At 69.7% G+C, this 15,233-nt stretch carries 18 protein-coding genes, 1 tRNA gene and 2 pseudogenes; 8 read left to right on the top strand and 13 right to left on the bottom strand.

All coding sequences use genetic code 11. The features are described from left to right. Positions 1-5: 5 nt before the first annotated feature. From aroD to MKL11_RS28280, 5 genes are all read right to left on the bottom strand, one after another. Positions 6-875 (bottom strand): type I 3-dehydroquinate dehydratase, encoded by an 870-nt coding sequence (aroD, locus tag MKL11_RS28300; RefSeq protein WP_243949738.1) that lies wholly within the window; start codon positions 873-875, stop codon positions 6-8. Between the two features lie 177 nt (positions 876-1,052). Further along, a complete protein-coding gene (gene rpsI, locus MKL11_RS28295) occupies positions 1,053-1,538 on the bottom strand; it encodes a 30S ribosomal protein S9 (RefSeq protein WP_243949736.1) in 486 nt (161 codons plus the stop codon). A gap of 2 nt (positions 1,539-1,540) precedes the next feature. Then, positions 1,541-2,002 carry a 50S ribosomal protein L13 gene (gene rplM, locus MKL11_RS28290; RefSeq protein ID WP_007565855.1) on the bottom strand — a complete coding sequence of 154 codons (462 nt, stop codon included), beginning with the start codon at positions 2,000-2,002 and terminating at the stop codon, positions 1,541-1,543. 217 nt (positions 2,003-2,219) lie between these two features. After that, positions 2,220-2,822: a CoA-binding protein gene (locus MKL11_RS28285; RefSeq protein ID WP_243949734.1), complete on the bottom strand. Its 603-nt coding sequence runs from the start codon at positions 2,820-2,822 to the stop codon at positions 2,220-2,222. Positions 2,823-3,048: 226 nt separating this feature from the next. Next, complete coding sequence (locus tag MKL11_RS28280; RefSeq protein ID WP_243949733.1) at positions 3,049-4,353, bottom strand: nucleotide sugar dehydrogenase; 1,305 nt, start codon at positions 4,351-4,353, stop codon at positions 3,049-3,051. Between the two features lie 280 nt (positions 4,354-4,633). On the opposite strand from MKL11_RS28280, the pseudogene MKL11_RS28275 reads away from it, so the two are divergent. Further along, positions 4,634-4,933: pseudogene (locus MKL11_RS28275) on the top strand (transposase); the annotation flags it as partial. Between the two features lie 7 nt (positions 4,934-4,940). On the opposite strand, the pseudogene MKL11_RS28270 reads toward MKL11_RS28275, so the two are convergent. Further along, positions 4,941-6,197: pseudogene (locus MKL11_RS28270) on the bottom strand (SDR family oxidoreductase). A 114-nt stretch (positions 6,198-6,311) separates the two neighbouring features. Here MKL11_RS28270 and MKL11_RS33245 point away from each other — a divergent pair. After that, the gene (locus MKL11_RS33245) at positions 6,312-6,824 is read left to right on the top strand and encodes a substrate binding domain-containing protein (RefSeq protein WP_313900793.1); all 513 of its coding nucleotides are present in this window, start codon (positions 6,312-6,314) and stop codon (positions 6,822-6,824) included. After that, complete coding sequence (locus tag MKL11_RS33240) at positions 6,803-7,150, top strand: LysR substrate-binding domain-containing protein (RefSeq protein ID WP_313900790.1); 348 nt, start codon at positions 6,803-6,805, stop codon at positions 7,148-7,150. The genes MKL11_RS33245 and MKL11_RS33240 overlap by 22 nt, the downstream gene beginning before the upstream one ends. Positions 7,151-7,340: 190 nt before the next feature. On the opposite strand, the gene MKL11_RS28260 is transcribed toward MKL11_RS33240, so the two are convergent. The 4 genes from MKL11_RS28260 to MKL11_RS28245 form a co-directional block, all read right to left on the bottom strand. Continuing rightward, entirely contained in the window at positions 7,341-7,646 is a 306-nt protein-coding gene (locus MKL11_RS28260) for a GCG_CRPN prefix-to-repeats domain-containing protein (protein WP_243949724.1), read from the bottom strand. A 72-nt stretch (positions 7,647-7,718) separates the two neighbouring features. After that, a complete protein-coding gene (locus tag MKL11_RS28255; protein ID WP_243949722.1) occupies positions 7,719-7,982 on the bottom strand; it encodes a GCG_CRPN prefix-to-repeats domain-containing protein in 264 nt (87 codons plus the stop codon). Positions 7,983-8,127: 145 nt separating this feature from the next. Then, positions 8,128-9,501 (bottom strand): sensor histidine kinase, encoded by a 1,374-nt coding sequence (locus MKL11_RS28250; protein ID WP_243949720.1) that lies wholly within the window; start codon positions 9,499-9,501, stop codon positions 8,128-8,130. After that, positions 9,501-10,232 (bottom strand): response regulator, encoded by a 732-nt coding sequence (locus MKL11_RS28245; RefSeq protein WP_243949718.1) that lies wholly within the window; start codon positions 10,230-10,232, stop codon positions 9,501-9,503. Before MKL11_RS28245 ends, MKL11_RS28250 begins: the two co-directional genes overlap by 1 nt. A gap of 168 nt (positions 10,233-10,400) precedes the next feature. Here MKL11_RS28245 and MKL11_RS28240 point away from each other — a divergent pair, with 168 nt between their 5' ends. The 5 genes from MKL11_RS28240 to MKL11_RS28220 all read left to right on the top strand — a co-directional run bounded on the left by MKL11_RS28240 (position 10,401) and on the right by MKL11_RS28220 (position 13,901). After that, the gene (locus tag MKL11_RS28240) at positions 10,401-11,141 is read left to right on the top strand and encodes a hypothetical protein (protein WP_243949715.1); all 741 of its coding nucleotides are present in this window, start codon (positions 10,401-10,403) and stop codon (positions 11,139-11,141) included. Continuing rightward, positions 11,141-12,058, top strand: a complete 918-nt coding sequence (locus tag MKL11_RS28235) for an alpha/beta hydrolase (RefSeq protein WP_243949911.1) — start codon at positions 11,141-11,143, stop codon at positions 12,056-12,058. Before MKL11_RS28240 ends, MKL11_RS28235 begins: the two co-directional genes overlap by 1 nt. Before the next feature lie 31 nt (positions 12,059-12,089). Beyond that, a complete protein-coding gene (locus MKL11_RS28230) occupies positions 12,090-12,458 on the top strand; it encodes a hypothetical protein (RefSeq protein WP_243949713.1) in 369 nt (122 codons plus the stop codon). A gap of 100 nt (positions 12,459-12,558) precedes the next feature. Beyond that, positions 12,559-13,389 carry a DUF3658 domain-containing protein gene (locus tag MKL11_RS28225; protein WP_243949711.1) on the top strand — a complete coding sequence of 277 codons (831 nt, stop codon included), beginning with the start codon at positions 12,559-12,561 and terminating at the stop codon, positions 13,387-13,389. Between the two features lie 32 nt (positions 13,390-13,421). Next, positions 13,422-13,901 (top strand): VOC family protein, encoded by a 480-nt coding sequence (locus MKL11_RS28220; protein WP_243949709.1) that lies wholly within the window; start codon positions 13,422-13,424, stop codon positions 13,899-13,901. 238 nt (positions 13,902-14,139) lie between these two features. Here the strand turns inward: MKL11_RS28220 and MKL11_RS28215 are convergent, their stop codons facing one another. The 3 genes from MKL11_RS28215 to MKL11_RS28210 form a co-directional block, all read right to left on the bottom strand. Further along, positions 14,140-14,802 (bottom strand): hypothetical protein, encoded by a 663-nt coding sequence (locus MKL11_RS28215; protein WP_243949706.1) that lies wholly within the window; start codon positions 14,800-14,802, stop codon positions 14,140-14,142. Beyond that, the gene (locus MKL11_RS33645; protein ID WP_409565931.1) at positions 14,750-14,971 is read right to left on the bottom strand and encodes a DUF6538 domain-containing protein; all 222 of its coding nucleotides are present in this window, start codon (positions 14,969-14,971) and stop codon (positions 14,750-14,752) included. Before MKL11_RS33645 ends, MKL11_RS28215 begins: the two co-directional genes overlap by 53 nt. Positions 14,972-15,091: 120 nt before the next feature. Beyond that, positions 15,092-15,166 (bottom strand) — tRNA-Gln (locus tag MKL11_RS28210). Positions 15,167-15,233: the final 67 nt, after the last annotated feature.

The raw sequence follows: 15,233 nt of genomic DNA, 5'->3' as shown, positions 1-15,233 counted from the left end.
CCGTATCAAGGCTCCAGGGCGCGGCTGAGCGCGTCGATGACGGATCGCAAGTCTGCCACGTCCATCTGGCCTGGGGCTGAGGCCACCCCGACCCTGCCGAAGGTCGCGGCCGAGCCGAACACGGCGCCGGAGACCCGCGTCACCGCGCCGAGCCCGCCCATCGCCATGGTCAGGAGCGGCCGGTCGGGGTGGCGGGACCGCATCTGACGGGTCGCGTCGAGCAGCCGAATCACGTCGCCCGCATCCTTGGGCATCACGGCGAGCTTGCAGATGTCGGCGCCCCTGGCGGCCTGCGCTTCGAGCAGGGCCAGCATGTGCTCGGTCGGCGGCGTGCCGCCGAAATCGTGGTGTGAGAGCAGGACCACCACGCCCGCACCCTGCGCGCGCCTCTGCACGGCGGCGACCGCGGGCGCCTCCAGCAGGGCGAATTCGAGGTCGATCAGGTCCACGGCCTTGGTGTCAAGCAGGGCCTGGTAGATCGCCGCGTAGCGGGGCGGCTCGATCGCAGTCTCGCCGCCCTCGCGATTCGTCCGGAAGGTCGCGAGCAGCGGCTTGCCGCCGATGACAGCCGTGACCGGCGCCACCAGGGCGGCTGAGGCGGCGGGGTCGAGGGCCGCGGCGAGGTGATCGACCCGCAACTCGACGATGTCGATCTCGGTGCGCCCGGCGAGCGCGAGCGCCTGCCTCAGCACGGCGTCCGGCGTCTTGCCGGCGAGCGAGACGATGATCTTGGGCCGACCCTCGCCGATCGCGACGCCCTTCACCCGGACGACGCCACCCGGGGCGGCCCCTGCTGGGGCCGGTCCCGCCAGGGCAAGCAGGACCGCGCCGCCGGCCCCGGCTGCGAGGAGGTCACGTCGCTTCAGGTCGGCCATCGTGTCGGTCCCGTCTTCCGGATGCTGCGACCCGCGCGATTCGCCCGCGCGCTTCGCAAGCCCGTGAACGGCCGCGCTCGGGTGCCGCCGTCAACCCTGGCGCAGACCGGTCCGAACACGAAAAAGGGCGGCTCCCGCAGGAACCGCCCTCCTCAAAACCAGCGATGAAGCCGCAGATCAGCGCTTCGAGAACTGGAAGCTGCGGCGGGCCTTCTTGCGGCCGTACTTCTTGCGCTCGACGACGCGGGCGTCGCGGGTGAGGAAGCCTTCGCGCTTCAGCGGCGCGCGCAACTCCGGCTCGTAGTAGGTCAGCGCCTTCGAGAGGCCGTGGCGCACGGCGCCGGCCTGACCCGAGAGACCGCCGCCGGCGACCGTGACGTTGATGTCGTACTGGTCGACGCGGCCGGCGATCTCCAGCGGCTGGCGCAGGATCATGCGCAGCACTGGACGGGCGAAGTAAACCTCGACCGGACGCTTGTTGATGGTGACCGTGCCCTTGCCGGGCTTGATCCAGACGCGGGCGACCGCGTCCTTGCGCTTGCCGGTGGCGTAGGCGCGGCCCTGCGCGTCCAGCTTCTGGACGTGGACCGGGGCCTCGTTGGCGGGGTCGACCGCGCCGGTATTCGCCCGGTTGAGGTCGGCGAGGGACTGGAGGGTCGCCATGATCAAGCGCTCACGTTCTTGCGGTTGAGGGCGCCGACGTCGAGCGCCTGCGGCTGCTGGGCAACGTGCGGGTGCTCGGCGCCTTTGTAGACGCGGAGGTTGCCGAGGATCTGCCGGAAGAGCGGGCCGCGGGGCAGCATGCGCTCGACGGCCTTCTCGACGACGCGCTCGGGGAAGCGCCCTTCGAGGATGAACTTGGCCGTGCGCTCCTTGATCCCGCCCGGGTAGCCGGTGTGGTAGTAGTAGCGCTTCTGGACGTACTTGCGGCCGGTGAACTTCACCTTGTCCGCGTTGACGACAATCACGTGGTCACCGCAATCGACGTGGGGCGTGTAGGCGGCCTTGTGCTTGCCGCGCAGGCGCATGGCGACGATCGAGGCGAGGCGGCCGACGACGAGGCCCTCCGCGTCGATCACGATCCACTTCTTGTCGACCTCGGCGGGCTTTAGCGAGGTGGTCTTCATGGTGAGATCCCAGGGTTCCGACGCGCCAGAACCCCGACGGATCGGGACGCGGACAGCCTCGGGGTGCCGAAAAACGAGCCGCCGCGTGGGGAGCACGCGGCGGCGACGGCCGGTGGATAGCCGGGCACGCCCGGCCCGTCAACCGGGAAAATCGAAATCCCGAAAACGTATTTGTTTGTAATGACTTCGAGATAGTGGTATTATGATACCGCGTGGCTCACTCCGGGCGCTTGCCCCGCTCGGCGATGGTGAGCCGCTGGACGCCCCGGCCGGCCAGCACCGGCTTCTTCGCGGTCAGGATGCGCGAGTTCACCCCGGTCCAGCCGATCTCCCCCGAGAGCCGGCCGTACTCGATCTTCGGGCAGCGGTTCATGATCACCGTGAGCCCGCGCGCCTCGGCCCGGGCGGCGGCCGCGTCGTCGCGCACGCCGAGCTGCATCCAGATGACCTTCGGCAGCGGCTCGAGGGCGAGCGCCTCGTCCACCAGGGGGCCGGCGGCGGCGGAATTGCGGAAGATCTCGACCATGTCGATCGGCTCTTGAACCTCCGCGAGGGAGGCCATCACCCGCCGCCCGAGGAGATCCCGTCCGGCGAGGCCCGGATTGACCGGACTCACCGCGTAGCCCCGGTCGAGCAGGTATTTGAGCACGATCCAGCTCGGGCGGGCCGGGTTTGCGGAGGCGCCGACCAGGGCGATGGTGCGCGTGTCGCTCAGGATTTTTCGGATCTGCGCCTCGGGATAGTGCGCGTGCCGGGCGGCGAAATCCGGATCCGGCGTGTCTAAGGGTGGCGTCCCTTGGCCGTCATTGGTCTGGTGCATGCCCGCCGCTCCCGCCGTACCCTAAGGTTTCCTGCTCACGCGCTCGGCCTATCGACCCGCGCCGTCATTGCGAGCGCAGCGAAGCGACCCAGGGACACGCTACGGTCTGAGATCGCGCGCCGCCCCAGGTTGCTTCGCTGCGCTCGCAATGACGGTGAGAGCGCAGCGAGTCCGTCAACGGGAGGCCGCATCATCGCTGAGCCGGCGGCCTTGCGGAAGGGGTCTGTCAGAGCCGCCAGACATTGTGCCCCAGCGCCCGGAACGCGTCCGCCTCGTAGAGCGCCTTCACGTCGACGATCACGCCCCCGGGCCTGAGCCGGGCGGCGATCTCCGCAGGCGGACGCTCGGCATAGTCCCGGTGCGGCACCGCCACCACCACGGCGTCGGCCGCGTCGGGCAGGTCGGCCCAGTCGACCAGGTCGATGCCGTACTCGGCCCTTGCTTCGTCCTTGCGGGCGCGGGGATCGTGGACCGAGACGGCGCAGCCGAACTCCGCCAGCTCCCGGACCAGGTCGGCGACCTTGGAGTTGCGCAGGTCCGAGCAGTTCTCCTTGAAGGTCAGGCCGAGCACAATGACCTTCGCACCGTGGGCGCTGCCACTGTGCCGGACGATCAGCTTGACGGTCTTGCGGGCGACATGGGCCGCCATGCTGTCGTTGATCCGCCGCCCGGCCAGGATCACCTGCGGGTGGTGGCCGACCATCGCGGCCTTGTGGGTCAGGTAATAGGGATCGACCCCGATGCAGTGGCCCCCGACCAGCCCCGGGCGGAACGGCAGAAAATTCCACTTGGTGCCGGCGGCTTGCAGCACTTCGTGCGTGTCGAGATCGAGCTTGTCGAAGATCTGCGACAGCTCGTTCATCAGCGCGATGTTCAGGTCGCGCTGGGTGTTCTCGATGACCTTGGCGGCCTCCGCGATCCGGATCGACGAGGTTGCGTGGATCCCGGCCTCGATGATCGTCCCGTAGAGCGCGGTGAGCCGCGCCAGCGTCTCCGGGGTGTCGCCGGCCACGATCTTCACGACCTGGGCGAGCCCGTGCTCCCGGTCCCCAGGATTGATCCGCTCGGGCGAGTAGCCGACGTGAAAACCCGCCTTCCAGCGCAGGCCGGAGCAGCGCTCCAGCACGGGCACGCAGACCTCCTCGGTGGCGCCGGGATACACCGTGGATTCGAACACCACGGTTGCCCCGTGCCGCATGTGCCGCCCGACCAGCGCCGAGGCCTCGGTGAGCAGGCTGAAATCCGGGCTCTGGGCGGCGTCCACCGGGGTCGGGACCGTGACGATGATCACGTCCGCCTCCGCCAGCCGCGTCGGGTCGTCGGCGATCGACAGGTGCGCGGCCGCGCGGAACGCCGCGGCCTCGATCTCGCCGGCCGGGTCGATCCCGTCCCGGTAGGCCGCGACCTTCGCGGGCGCCCGCTCATAACCGATTGTGCGGAGCCTTTGTCCGAACGCCAGGGCGAGCGGGAGCCCGACATAGCCCAGGCCGACGATGGCCACGCAGGTCGTTTTGGAGGAAGTGACGTCCATCGGTGATGCCGTGCGGGGCGCGTGCCGCCCGGATCGGGTCATACCCGCTCGCGGCGGGTTCCGGTATGTCGGGCGGGCGGCGATGGCGCGCTGATCGGGCCCCATGGGAGTGATCCGCCCTGACGTATGGATTTTGAGCCGACAGAGGATGGAATCGATGGGCCAATGACCGACGCCCGAGGCGATCGTGAGCAAGCCGCGCCAGGTGGACGTACTGGTTTCAGAGCCTGTTTGACCTTGATCCCTCTGAGTGCGTTGGCCTTCCGAGGAGGGCGGCAGGTCCGGTCCGCGGGCGGGACCGCGCGGCTACGACGGCAACAAGAAGACGAAGGGCGTCAAACGCCATATCCTGACCTGCTCGCTGGGCTTCGTCCTGGCGAGTCTGGTCACGGCGGCCAACGTGCACGACATCCAGGCCGCGGGCTGCTGTTCGATCGGGCGGCCCGGAGGCCTCGACGTCCAGGTCGCGACCCGCGAGCGGGACGCTAAAAGCTTCAGGCCGATCCTGCTGCGCTGGCGCATCGAAGCAACGTTCGAAACGCTGACCAATCGGTCGCGACGCCTGACCCGCAATCAGGAACCGCACTTCAAGCCGCCATGCAGCCTCCGTCGACCATCAAGGTCGTCCCCGTGACGAAACTGGCCTCGCTCGCGGGGAAAAGCACCGCCCTGGCTACGTCATCGGGACGGCTGAGCCGTGGCCAGAACGTGCGTCGCCGGGTACGGTCCAGCACCGCCGGATCGAGCAGGCGACCGCCCTGGCCGGTAACGAACTTGCCGGGCGCAACCGCGTTGCAGACAATCGCGTCGGCAGCGTAGTCGGCGGCCACCTGTCGCGTCATGTAGTCGACCCCGGCCTTGCCAACGCCGTAGGCCAGGTCGTCCGGCGCCGCGATCATGCCGCGCTGCGACGACAGGTTGACGATGCGTCCGCGCACCTCGCCACGGAGATCCTGCGCCAGCATCTGCCAGACGGCTGCCCGGCAATACAGGAGCACGCCCTTCAGGTTAACCGCCATCATCCGGTCTCAGTCGGCCTCAATCAGCTCGGTGAGGCACCGGGGGTGGCGGATGCAGGCGTTGTTGACGATGACATCGAGCCGGCCGCCCTCGCGCACGGCATCGGCCACCAGCCCGTCGACCGCCTCCGCATCGGAGATGTCCACGTGCCGGAACACCGCCCGACCGCCCTCCTGGGCGATGACGGAAGCGGTCGGATCTCCACCCTCCAGCGCCTCCTCCGACACGTCAGCGAGCACGACGCGGGCTCCCTCCGCCGCCAGGAGCCGGGCGGTCGCCCGGCCGATGCCCGAGCTGGCTCCGGTTGTGCCGAGGCGGATGGCGGTGAGGTCGAGCCCGAACACCTCGGCGAGGCGCAGAGCGATGGCCTCACCGGATAGCTTCGTGAGCGCATAGAGGGAGCGTGGCTCGGGCCGTGTGGCATCCTCGGAGAGGCTTGTCGCGGTGAAGGCCTCGTCGCCGTAGACCGCCCCGGATCCTAGCACCAGAACGCGCCGGATGCCGTGGGTGGCGACCGCCCGCACCGCATCCGCGACCCCGCCAACGTTGATCGCCACGACCCCTGCCGGATCGCGCCGCTCCCGCGCGATGTCGGCGGTGATCGCCGCGGCGAGGATCGCGGCGTCGACCCGCTCCCCTGAGAGGGCCGCGTCGAGGGTGCCGGGACGGATGAGGTCGGCCCGCACGAAGCGGTAGGCAGGGCCGATGGGCGCATCCGGGGCCGGCGCCCGGTCGACGCCCAACACGCGCTCGCCCCGGTCCAGTAGCGCCGCGGTGAGAGCCGCCCCGAGGAAGCCCGAGGCGCCGGTGAGGAGAATTGTCACGGCCGCTCTCCCGGCGCGGGCCAAGTCCCTCGTCCCCGAGCTCGGCCTTGGTCTTGCCGGTGGCGGTTTCGAGGAACGAGTGTCCATGTTCTTGACGACCGCCGGGTCCCGCGCATCGACGAGAGGTCGCCCGTCACGACTCCCGCAGGCCGCCGCTTCTATGAGAAGGTCCGTCCGCTGCTCGACGGGCTGGAGGACCCCGCGACCCGGGCGACGGGATCGGCGCAGGCCGTCCGCGGGCATCTCCGGATCAAAACCGACGCCGCCTTCAGCGACTTCGTGCTCGCGCCGCGACTCGACCGTTTCCGGGAACGGCATCCGGAGCTGTCCGTCGAGGTGGCGGTGCGCGACCGCGTGGGGGACATCGTGGCCGAGGGCTTCGACGTGGCCGTGCGCTTCGGCGAACCGGAGCCCTCGGCGCTGATCGCCCGGCTGATCCTGAGGACGCGCGTCCTGACTTGCGCCTCGCCGGGCTACGTCGCGCGGCACGGGCATCCCGCCCATCCCTCCGACCTGGATGACGGGCGGCATGCCTGCATCCGGTTCAGGAACCCGGCAACGGGCCAGCCCTTCGCGTGGGAATTCCACCGGGGGGGGCGGAGCGGGTGGCAGGTCGGCTCACGGTAAACGACACCGAGGTCCTGCTCGGTGCCTGCCTGTCGGGCCTCGGCATCGCCCAGCCGCCGGAACTCTACGCCCGCAACTACATCACGGACGGACGCCGGGTCCCATTACTGGAGGATTGGGCGGAGGGATCGTTCCCGCTCCACGCCTATCTGCCGACGCGGCAGCACATCTCCGCCAAGGTCCGCGCTATTCTCGCCTTCGTCGGCGCCGCCGGGCACACCGGCATGAGCGACCCCGGACCGTCCGGTACGAACGACGGCCATCGAGATGCTTCCGAACGCGGCGGATCCAAGTCCGCTCTCGCGGTGATCCCAGGGGCACTGTGACGTCAGGAGTAGGCCAAGTCGATCCCAAGCGGACGACGCGTCGCACTATCCGCGATGCGCCACGCTCGGCGTCGCAAAGCCGTGCGAGGGCTCTAACCCCCGCACGGCCACGCTCCGTTCGACGACGGCCCCGGCGTACCGCAACTGGCGGTCCGTCTGCCGGCAGCGGCCTTCTCGGGACCGAAGCGCATCACCAGCGATGGTGCCAGCCAGCATGGCGAAAGCCGCCCCAGCGGTGGCCACCGTGCCACGCGAAATGCCGATGCCACCGGTAATGGTAGCCGTAATGCCATCGGGGGCCGCCACCCCACCGGCGATAGCCGAAGTGGCGGTAGGCGGGGGCATAGACGAAGGGGCGGTAACCGAGATTTGGTCGGCACCAGCCGTAGAAGCCGCGATGGAAGCCCGGGCCGCAGCCGTCGCGGGCTTCGGCGCTCGAACCGATGAGCAGAAGCCCTCCAACGAGAGCCAGGGGCATGGCGATCTTACGGATCATGTCGCACTCCATGCGCGTCCGGCACGAGCGCGGACGCTGGGTTAGAGAAAGGCGTGGCAGGGACAAGACGGCTCAGTTCGGCCAGCAGCGGCGACCGTAAGGTCCGATGTGAAAGCCCGCCGGGCAGGAGCGGCCGCGGACGTAGCCGCCCCATTGTCCGCCGGTCCGGCAGCCACCGTAGGGGCCACGGTGACCGTAGGGGCCGCAGCCGCCATAGACCTGGATGATCCGGGCGCCGTCCGATCCGTCGGACACGGCGTCCTGGACCAGCGGCGACGCGAGGGCCGGGACCGTGAGGGCGGCCAGGAGCACGGCCGGGGCGAGGATCTTCAGCATCGATGAATCCCTTTCTGCTCTCGTGAGGGGTCGGGGTACCGAAGTTTGGGGCCGCGACCGATGAGGGCAGGATCGTCCCGGGCTCCTTCCCGGATGTGACGAGCGGATGCGTTGGCGTAACGTTTTGTAACGACGGTCCCGGTGGTCAGGCGATGGCGGGCAGGGTCAGGACGAGCCGTGCGCCGCCGAGCGCGGACGCCTCGGCCACGATGGTGCCGCTATGCGCCTCGGCGATCTGCCGGGCGATGGCGAGCCCGAGGCCCGTCCCGCCGGTCCCACGGTTCCGGGAGCGCTCGATCCGGTAGTACGGGCTGAACACCGCGGACCGCTCAGCCTCCGGGATGCCCGGGCCGTCGTCCTCGACCGTGACCTGGCAGGCCGGTCCTGCGCGTCGCACCGCGACCGCCACCGAGGCGCGCCCGAACTTCACGGCGTTTCCGATGAGGTTGGCGATTACACGGCGCAGGGCGACCGCATCGCCGGCGACCAAGGCATTCGGCACGTCCTCGCCGATCAGGCCGATGTTCACGCCCTGCGCGGCGTGCTCGGCGACCTCAATAGCCACGAGGTCTCCCAGGTCGACGGCTGCGCGGCCGACCTCGACAGCGGTGCCCCGGGCGAATCCGAGCGAGGTGTCGAGCAGGGCGGTCATCGCGTCGAGATCCTCGACCAGCCTGTCCCGGCGTTCCGGTTCGGCTACGCCCTCGGCCCGCAGGCGCAGGCGCGTCAGGTAGGTCTTGAGATCGTGCGAGATCGCGCCGATCAGCAGGGAGCGCTCGCCGAGCAGGCCGACGATGCGCTCCTGCATGTCCTGGACCGCCCGGGACAGCCGTCGGATCTCTGGGGCGCCCTGCACTATCGCGACCGGCTCCGGCGCACGGCCGTCGAACCGGGTGACCGTATCGGTCAGGCGTCGCAGCGGGGCGAGCTCGTGGCGAGTGCCGACGAGGACGAGCCCGGCGACCACCGCACCGAGGACGGCCACCCACAGGCTCAGCGGCTGGCCGAGCAGCCACGGCATTAGCGAGCGGTGGCGCGCGATGGCGGAGACGATCACGGTCCGGCCGTCGGGCAATGCGTAGGTGGCGGTCGCCAGCCGGCCCATCACCTTGCGATTGTCGGTATTCGCGACGTCCGCCGGGTCGACGCCTCGGCGCAGCATGTCGACATCGGTGAAGGCACGGACACGGCCATCCGTATCTTCCGTCAGGCGACGCAGGCGCGCTTCGAGGCGCGGTTCCCGGATCAACTCGGTCTCAGGCGGAGGCGTGTCGGTGATCTCGGTCCTCAGCGCCTCGCCGTTCACGGCCCTCAGGATCGCCGGGCGTTGCTCGGGATCCGCATCCCGCAGCAGGGTCATGATGCCGGCGGCCTGATCGAGGCGGGGAAAGCGCGTGGCGTAGGGCGAAGCCTCCTCGTGCCGCTGCCACTTGTCCACCGCGACGGTGGCGAGCACGAGCAGCGACAGCGCGCCGAGCAGGATCAGCATGATCCGGCCGAGGAGGCTGACACGCGCCATCACGGGGCCGGCCTCACGGGCGCGGCCAGGATGTAGCCGGCGTTGCGCACCGTCTTGAGCAGCGCCGACGCGGTGCTGCCGGACGCATCGAGCTTGTGCCGCAGCCGGCTCACCTGCACGTCGATGGTGCGGTCGAAGGCGTCGGCCGTCCGGCCGCGCGTCCAGTCGAGGAGTTGGTCGCGCGACAGCACCCGCTGCGGCCGGGTGACGAAGCAGTGCAGCAGGTCGTACTCGGCGCTGGTGAGGAGAACCTCGGTCCGCGCTGCGCCGACCGTCACCCGGCGTGCCCCCAGGTCGACGACGAGGTCGGCCACCCTGAGCGTCTCGGCGGCATTCTCGTTCGCCGGGGCGCCGTTGCCGTGGACCCGGCGCAGGACGGCGCGGATGCGTGCGAGCAGCACGCGCGGGTTGAACGGCTTCGAGACGTAGTCGTCGGCGCCCATCTCCAGGCCGAGCACCCGATCGATGTCCTCATCCTTGGCGGTCAGCATCACGATGGGTGGACCGCCCCCCTCGCGCAGGCGCCGGCAGATCGACAGGCCGTCCTCCCCAGGCAGCATCCAATCGAGCACGATCAGGTCCGGGGGCGGGCCCGCCGCGAGGTGGCGGTCGAGGCTCGCTCCTCCGTCGACGCCGACCACGCGAAAACCCTCGCCCTCCAGGTAGCCGGCGAGTTGGGTGCGGATGTCGGCATCGTCCTCGACGATGACGAGGGTCGGTCCGTCGCTCATGCCCCGAACATACGGAGACCGGCCGGCCCGGCAACGCCGAACAGGCCATTGTCACAAAACGTTACATGGGCCTCACGCCCCGTCACAGCCAGGACGCGTCCCGGATCGAGGATCACCGCATCGGGCGACGGGCCGCTGTCGGCGCGACGCGCTGGGAACGGACATCACATGGCGGCATCCCACCTCACGACCCCGGTCTGGCACGTCGGTGTGGCGGTCGCCATCGCCGTCGCCGCGGCCGTCGCGGGGCACGACGGCGGCGCCAGGGCGGAGCCGGATGACCGGGGTTCCCCGACGCATCACGGGGACGCCGGCGGCGAGACCTACCGCGGCTACCGCCTCGACCTGTCCGCCCTCGGCGACGGAGCGGACGCGGGTCGGCTCCGCAAGGCCATCGAGCATCAGGTCGACCTCGTCGAGGCCACCGGCCTCGACGCTTCCACCAAGGCCTTCCTGCGGCGCTTCCCGGTGGTGGTGCAGACCGGCGCGAGCGCGGGCAGCCACTACGACGGCGGCGACAGCGTCGCCATCGCGGTTGCTGACCCGGGCGACGACCGCCCGATCCTGCTGCACGAGTACATGCACGTCTACCACGTCCGGATGCTGGCCGGCGGCAACCGGAACCCGGACATCCTGACGTTCTACGAGCGGGCCAGGGAGGGCGGGTTCTACCCGGCCGGCGCCTACCTGCTGAAGAACCCGGGCGAGTTCTTTGCGATGACCGCCAGCGTCTATCTGCACGGCAGGCTCGCGCGTGAGCCCTTCACCCGCGAGGAACTCCGGAGGAAGCAGCCGGTCTACTTCGGTTACTTGAACCGTCTGTTCGGCGCCCCGCGAGCCGCAGCGGCGGTTACGTCACGACTTTCGGCGACCGAGACCCTGCAAACCTCCGGGACCGCGCGGCCATGATCATCGACCGACGTTCGCTTGTGGTCGGCACAGCCGCGGTGCTCGCGGCAGGCCGAGCCGTCGCCGGAACCGCGTCCCTTCGGCTCTGGCCTGGCGTGCCGCCGGGCGGGGGCGGACCTGACGGATCGCCTGAGGTCGACGGAAAGGGCGCCGTCAGCAACATCGCGGTTCCTGGCCTGGAGGTGTTCGCACCGTCCCGGCCGAACGGCACGGCCATGCTGGTCGCCGCCGGTGGCGGCTACAAGCGCATTGAGATCGAGAGGGAGGCGCGCCCGGCGGCTCGCTGGCTCGCCGCGCGCGGGATCACCGCCTTCGTGCTGAGCTACCGCCTGCCCCGGGAAGGCTGGGCCGACGGACCGATGGCTCCGCTCCAAGACACGCAGCGCGCCCTGCGCCTGATCCGGTCGCGGGCCGCCGCGTATGGTGTGGATCCGAACCGGATCGGCGTCCTGGGGTTCTCGGCCGGCGGCCACCTGATGGGCCTCGCCGCGATGCGGTCGGCGTTCGCGTCCTACAGGCCGGATGACGCGACCGACGCCCTGACGGCACGCCCGTCCGCGGCGGCGTTGATCTACTCGGTCATCACCCTTGAGCCGCCCTACGACCTGACGTCGACGCGCGTGCAACTGGTCGGCCGACACCCGGACCCGGAGGCAAGCGCGGAATGGTCCGTCGAGACCCATGTCCGTTCCCGCTGCCCGCCGGTGTTCCTCGTACAGGCCGAGGACGATCCGGTTTCGGACATCGCCAACAGCCGGATCATGGCCCGCGCCTGCGAGCGCGCCGGCGTGCGGGTCGAGGCGCATATCTTTCCGAGCGGCGGCCACGGCTTTGGCATGGGCCGGCCCGGCACGTCGAGTGCTGAATGGCCGCCTTGGTACGACGCCTGGCTGCACACGGTCGGCGCTCCGGCCTGACAATCTACGTCCACCGGTCACGGAGACCATCATGAACCGGGTGCGACTGCGATCCCTATCTGCCGGTACCCTGGCCCTGCTCGCTGCTCCGGCGATTGCCGACACCCTGCTGGTGCGCCACGGTGCCTACGTCGCGGTCGGCACGGATTGCGAGGCTCCGCCGAACGTCGCCCTCCGAACTTACGACGGCGCCGGCCTCGGCAGTTCCAAGGCGAACGACTGCCGGACCCGCGTCGCGTCTCGGCCGGGAGACGTGTTCGAGATCGAGCAGTCCTGCCGGCGATACGGCGGATCGGACCTCGGATGGGCGAGCGTTCGACCGTCCGCATCGACGGACCAGCCGCTTTCACCGACCTCACGGGCGGCAGGGCCGAGGGCTATCGCCTCTGTCCCGGACTGAGGCCTTGAACATGCCGGTGCCGGCCATTCACCGGCGAGCGGACCCGGTACCGCCCACGGGCGATGCAAGCGGGTCAGGATGCTGACAGGGAGGAGACGGGATGCCTCACGCGACTGAGACCGTTCACGTCGCCTACGGCGTTTCCAGGGCGGAGGCGATCCGCGATGCCCTCCGGATGCAGGGGTGCAGGGAGCGCGTGATCGCGCTTCCCGCGACCTTGAGCCATGGCCCCATCGACCCGCCGGACCCGGACGCGCGCCAGGCGTGGGTCAGGACCGTCCTGCGGTGCGATCCACGCGATGACGGGCGTGAGCCCGAGGAGCCTTGGATGCAGGCCACGTCAGCCGGGGTCCATCCGGTCTACTGGGTCTGCCTGACCGACGCCGGGGAGCATGCGTGCTTCCTGGCGTTTGCTTCCCGCATGGCCGGACGGCCGTTCGACATCGTCGACGCCACAGGTCTCGACTTCGTCACGCAGGACAGCGTGCGGGCACCGTGGTCTCTCGGCTTGATGCGGCCTGAGGACATCGTCGCCTCCGGCTTAAGCGGGAGGAGACGCCCTTGCTCCCGAGCCGAGGGCGACGCGGCGGCGGCGGCATGGGCGCGGTTGCGCGCCGAGAACGCGCCGTTCCGCATCGTGCGGGACAGACGTTTGGTGTCGGCGCTGCTGACGCACTTCGACGCCGCGCTGGTCGCGCAGGGGCAACCGGAATGGGAGGTGACTGCCAGGTTGATCGGCCGCGCGTTGCATCACCTGTGCTTCGCGGTGGACCCTCCGGGCCAGGGCGTCGGCGACGTCGTCCTGTTCGGTCGCGTGCTGGCGCTCGGAGATACGGGCGACCTCGACGTCAGGGGCCCCGGGCCGGGGATGCGCGACTACGAGGTTCGCCTTCCCACCGCGTCACTGAATCCGGACGCGATCCCGGGCTGACCGAGCCGAGTACCCTCGATAGGATGAGCGGAATGACGGGTACATCGAGCCTCAACGTCCGCCGCGCCGACCACGTGGGGTTCTCCGTCGCGTCCCTCGACGAGGCGCTCCGCTTCTGGGTCGAGGGGTTGGGCGCGCGCCTCGTGCGGACCGGCGAGATGGGCGGCGCGTTTCTTCGGCAGGTCACGGGTGCCCACGGCGCGCGGGTGCGTATGGCGGTCGTGTCCTTCGCAGGTCAGGCAATCGAGCTGCTTGAGTATCAGGGAACGAGCCGACCGGTGGCGGCGTCCGCGCAGTTCGATCCAGGCTTCGCGCATCTCGCCCTGGTCGTCGACGATCTCGACGCGATCCTGTCCCGCATCGCGGGCCACGGCTGGAAGCCGCAGGGCGTGCCACAGCCGATCGCGAGCGGCGAACGGACCGGCACTCGGGTGGTCTACGCCGTGGGTCCAGACGGTTCCACCATCGAGTTCATGCAGCCGCCCGGGATGGGGACCGCGGTCCCGACCTAGGGAAACTGTCGGGCTTCCGCGTCACGCCCCGGCATGGCGGCGTCCGGCCGCCCGATCATGGACCGAAGCCAACCTTGCGAGGCGACCGCGACCACGCAGCCCCCAAGGCAGTTCCCCTCGCGCCTCGGGGCGCATGTTAATCGAGCAGGACAGGACCCAGCGCGGCAAGGACCTCGTCGGGAGCGTCCTCGGGCTGGAGGTGGCCACCACCGGTTGCGTGGCCGATGACATCGCCGGCTCAACGACGCCAGATCTCCACCGGCGTCGGACGATCCTGGCCCGAATCGTCGCCGGGCCACAGAACGAGCACCGGGCATGACAGCCTGCGTCCCGCCTCTTGATCGGCGCGGTCGAGCGCGAGGTCCTCGGTCATAGCGGCGCGGTAATCCTCGCAGATCGCATGACGGACGGCGGGGTCACGGAATGCGGTGCGATAGGCGTCGAGCGCCGTCGCCTCAATCACGTCGCGGCCACCGGTCATCTCGTTCAGGGAGCGTTCGATGAAAGCGTCCGGATCGACTGCCAGCATGCGTTCGGGCAGGTCCGCTTCCGGTGCGAGGAAGAACCAGTGATAGTTCTTCATGGCGAAGCCGAGGTCGAGGCCGGTCATCACGTCAAGGGCGCGCTTCAGGCTGTCCAAGTAGTGCCTGTAGAGAAACGCTATCTCGGCCGGATCGTTCAGGCTCGCTTTTGCGGCCGCCTCCTCGGTATCGACGCTCTCATGGGGATCGTCGCCCGACGCCGGGCCGGGGAAGCCGGGAAAGGCCTCAGGCTCTGGGTCGTGCCCGATGTTCGCGATCAGGCAATCGTGCCTGAAGGCTGGGGCCTCGAGATACTGTTCTGTCAGCTCAACGATGCCGGCACGCCTGAGCGACCGGTTGAAGCGCACGAGCGCAAACAACGTTTCTCGCATCCCACAAGCGTTGCGCCAGCCGTCGGGCCTCTCCTGGCGTCGCGTGTCCGAGCGAGCGCAGGATCTCGCGTTGACCGAACCACAGGCGCAGGTCGTGGGTGGTGATACGACGAAGCAGGACTGTTTGTCCGCGGCGGCGGATGTGAGAGCAAGGCAAGGCGTATGTCCTTGCCGTCCAGGAGAGAGGACCTCCTGAGTGGACCTGCAAGGAGAGATCGGCCCGGGCGGGTCCGAAAACAGCCGGAGAATCAACGATCGGCTGAGAATCACAGGCGTTTGGCTGGGGCGCCAGGATTCGAACCTGGGAATGGCGGTACCAAAAACCGCTGCCTTACCACTTGGCGACGCCCCACCGTGGGCCGGGGCTGTCTAGACGGGCAGCCTCGGCCTGGCAAGCGGTCGATGAGGCTCAAACTGGA

This window comes from Methylobacterium sp. J-077 (assembly GCF_022829365.1).
Classification (GTDB): Bacteria; Pseudomonadota; Alphaproteobacteria; order Rhizobiales; family Beijerinckiaceae; genus Methylobacterium.
This window is presented reverse-complemented; position numbering and strand designations above follow the sequence as displayed.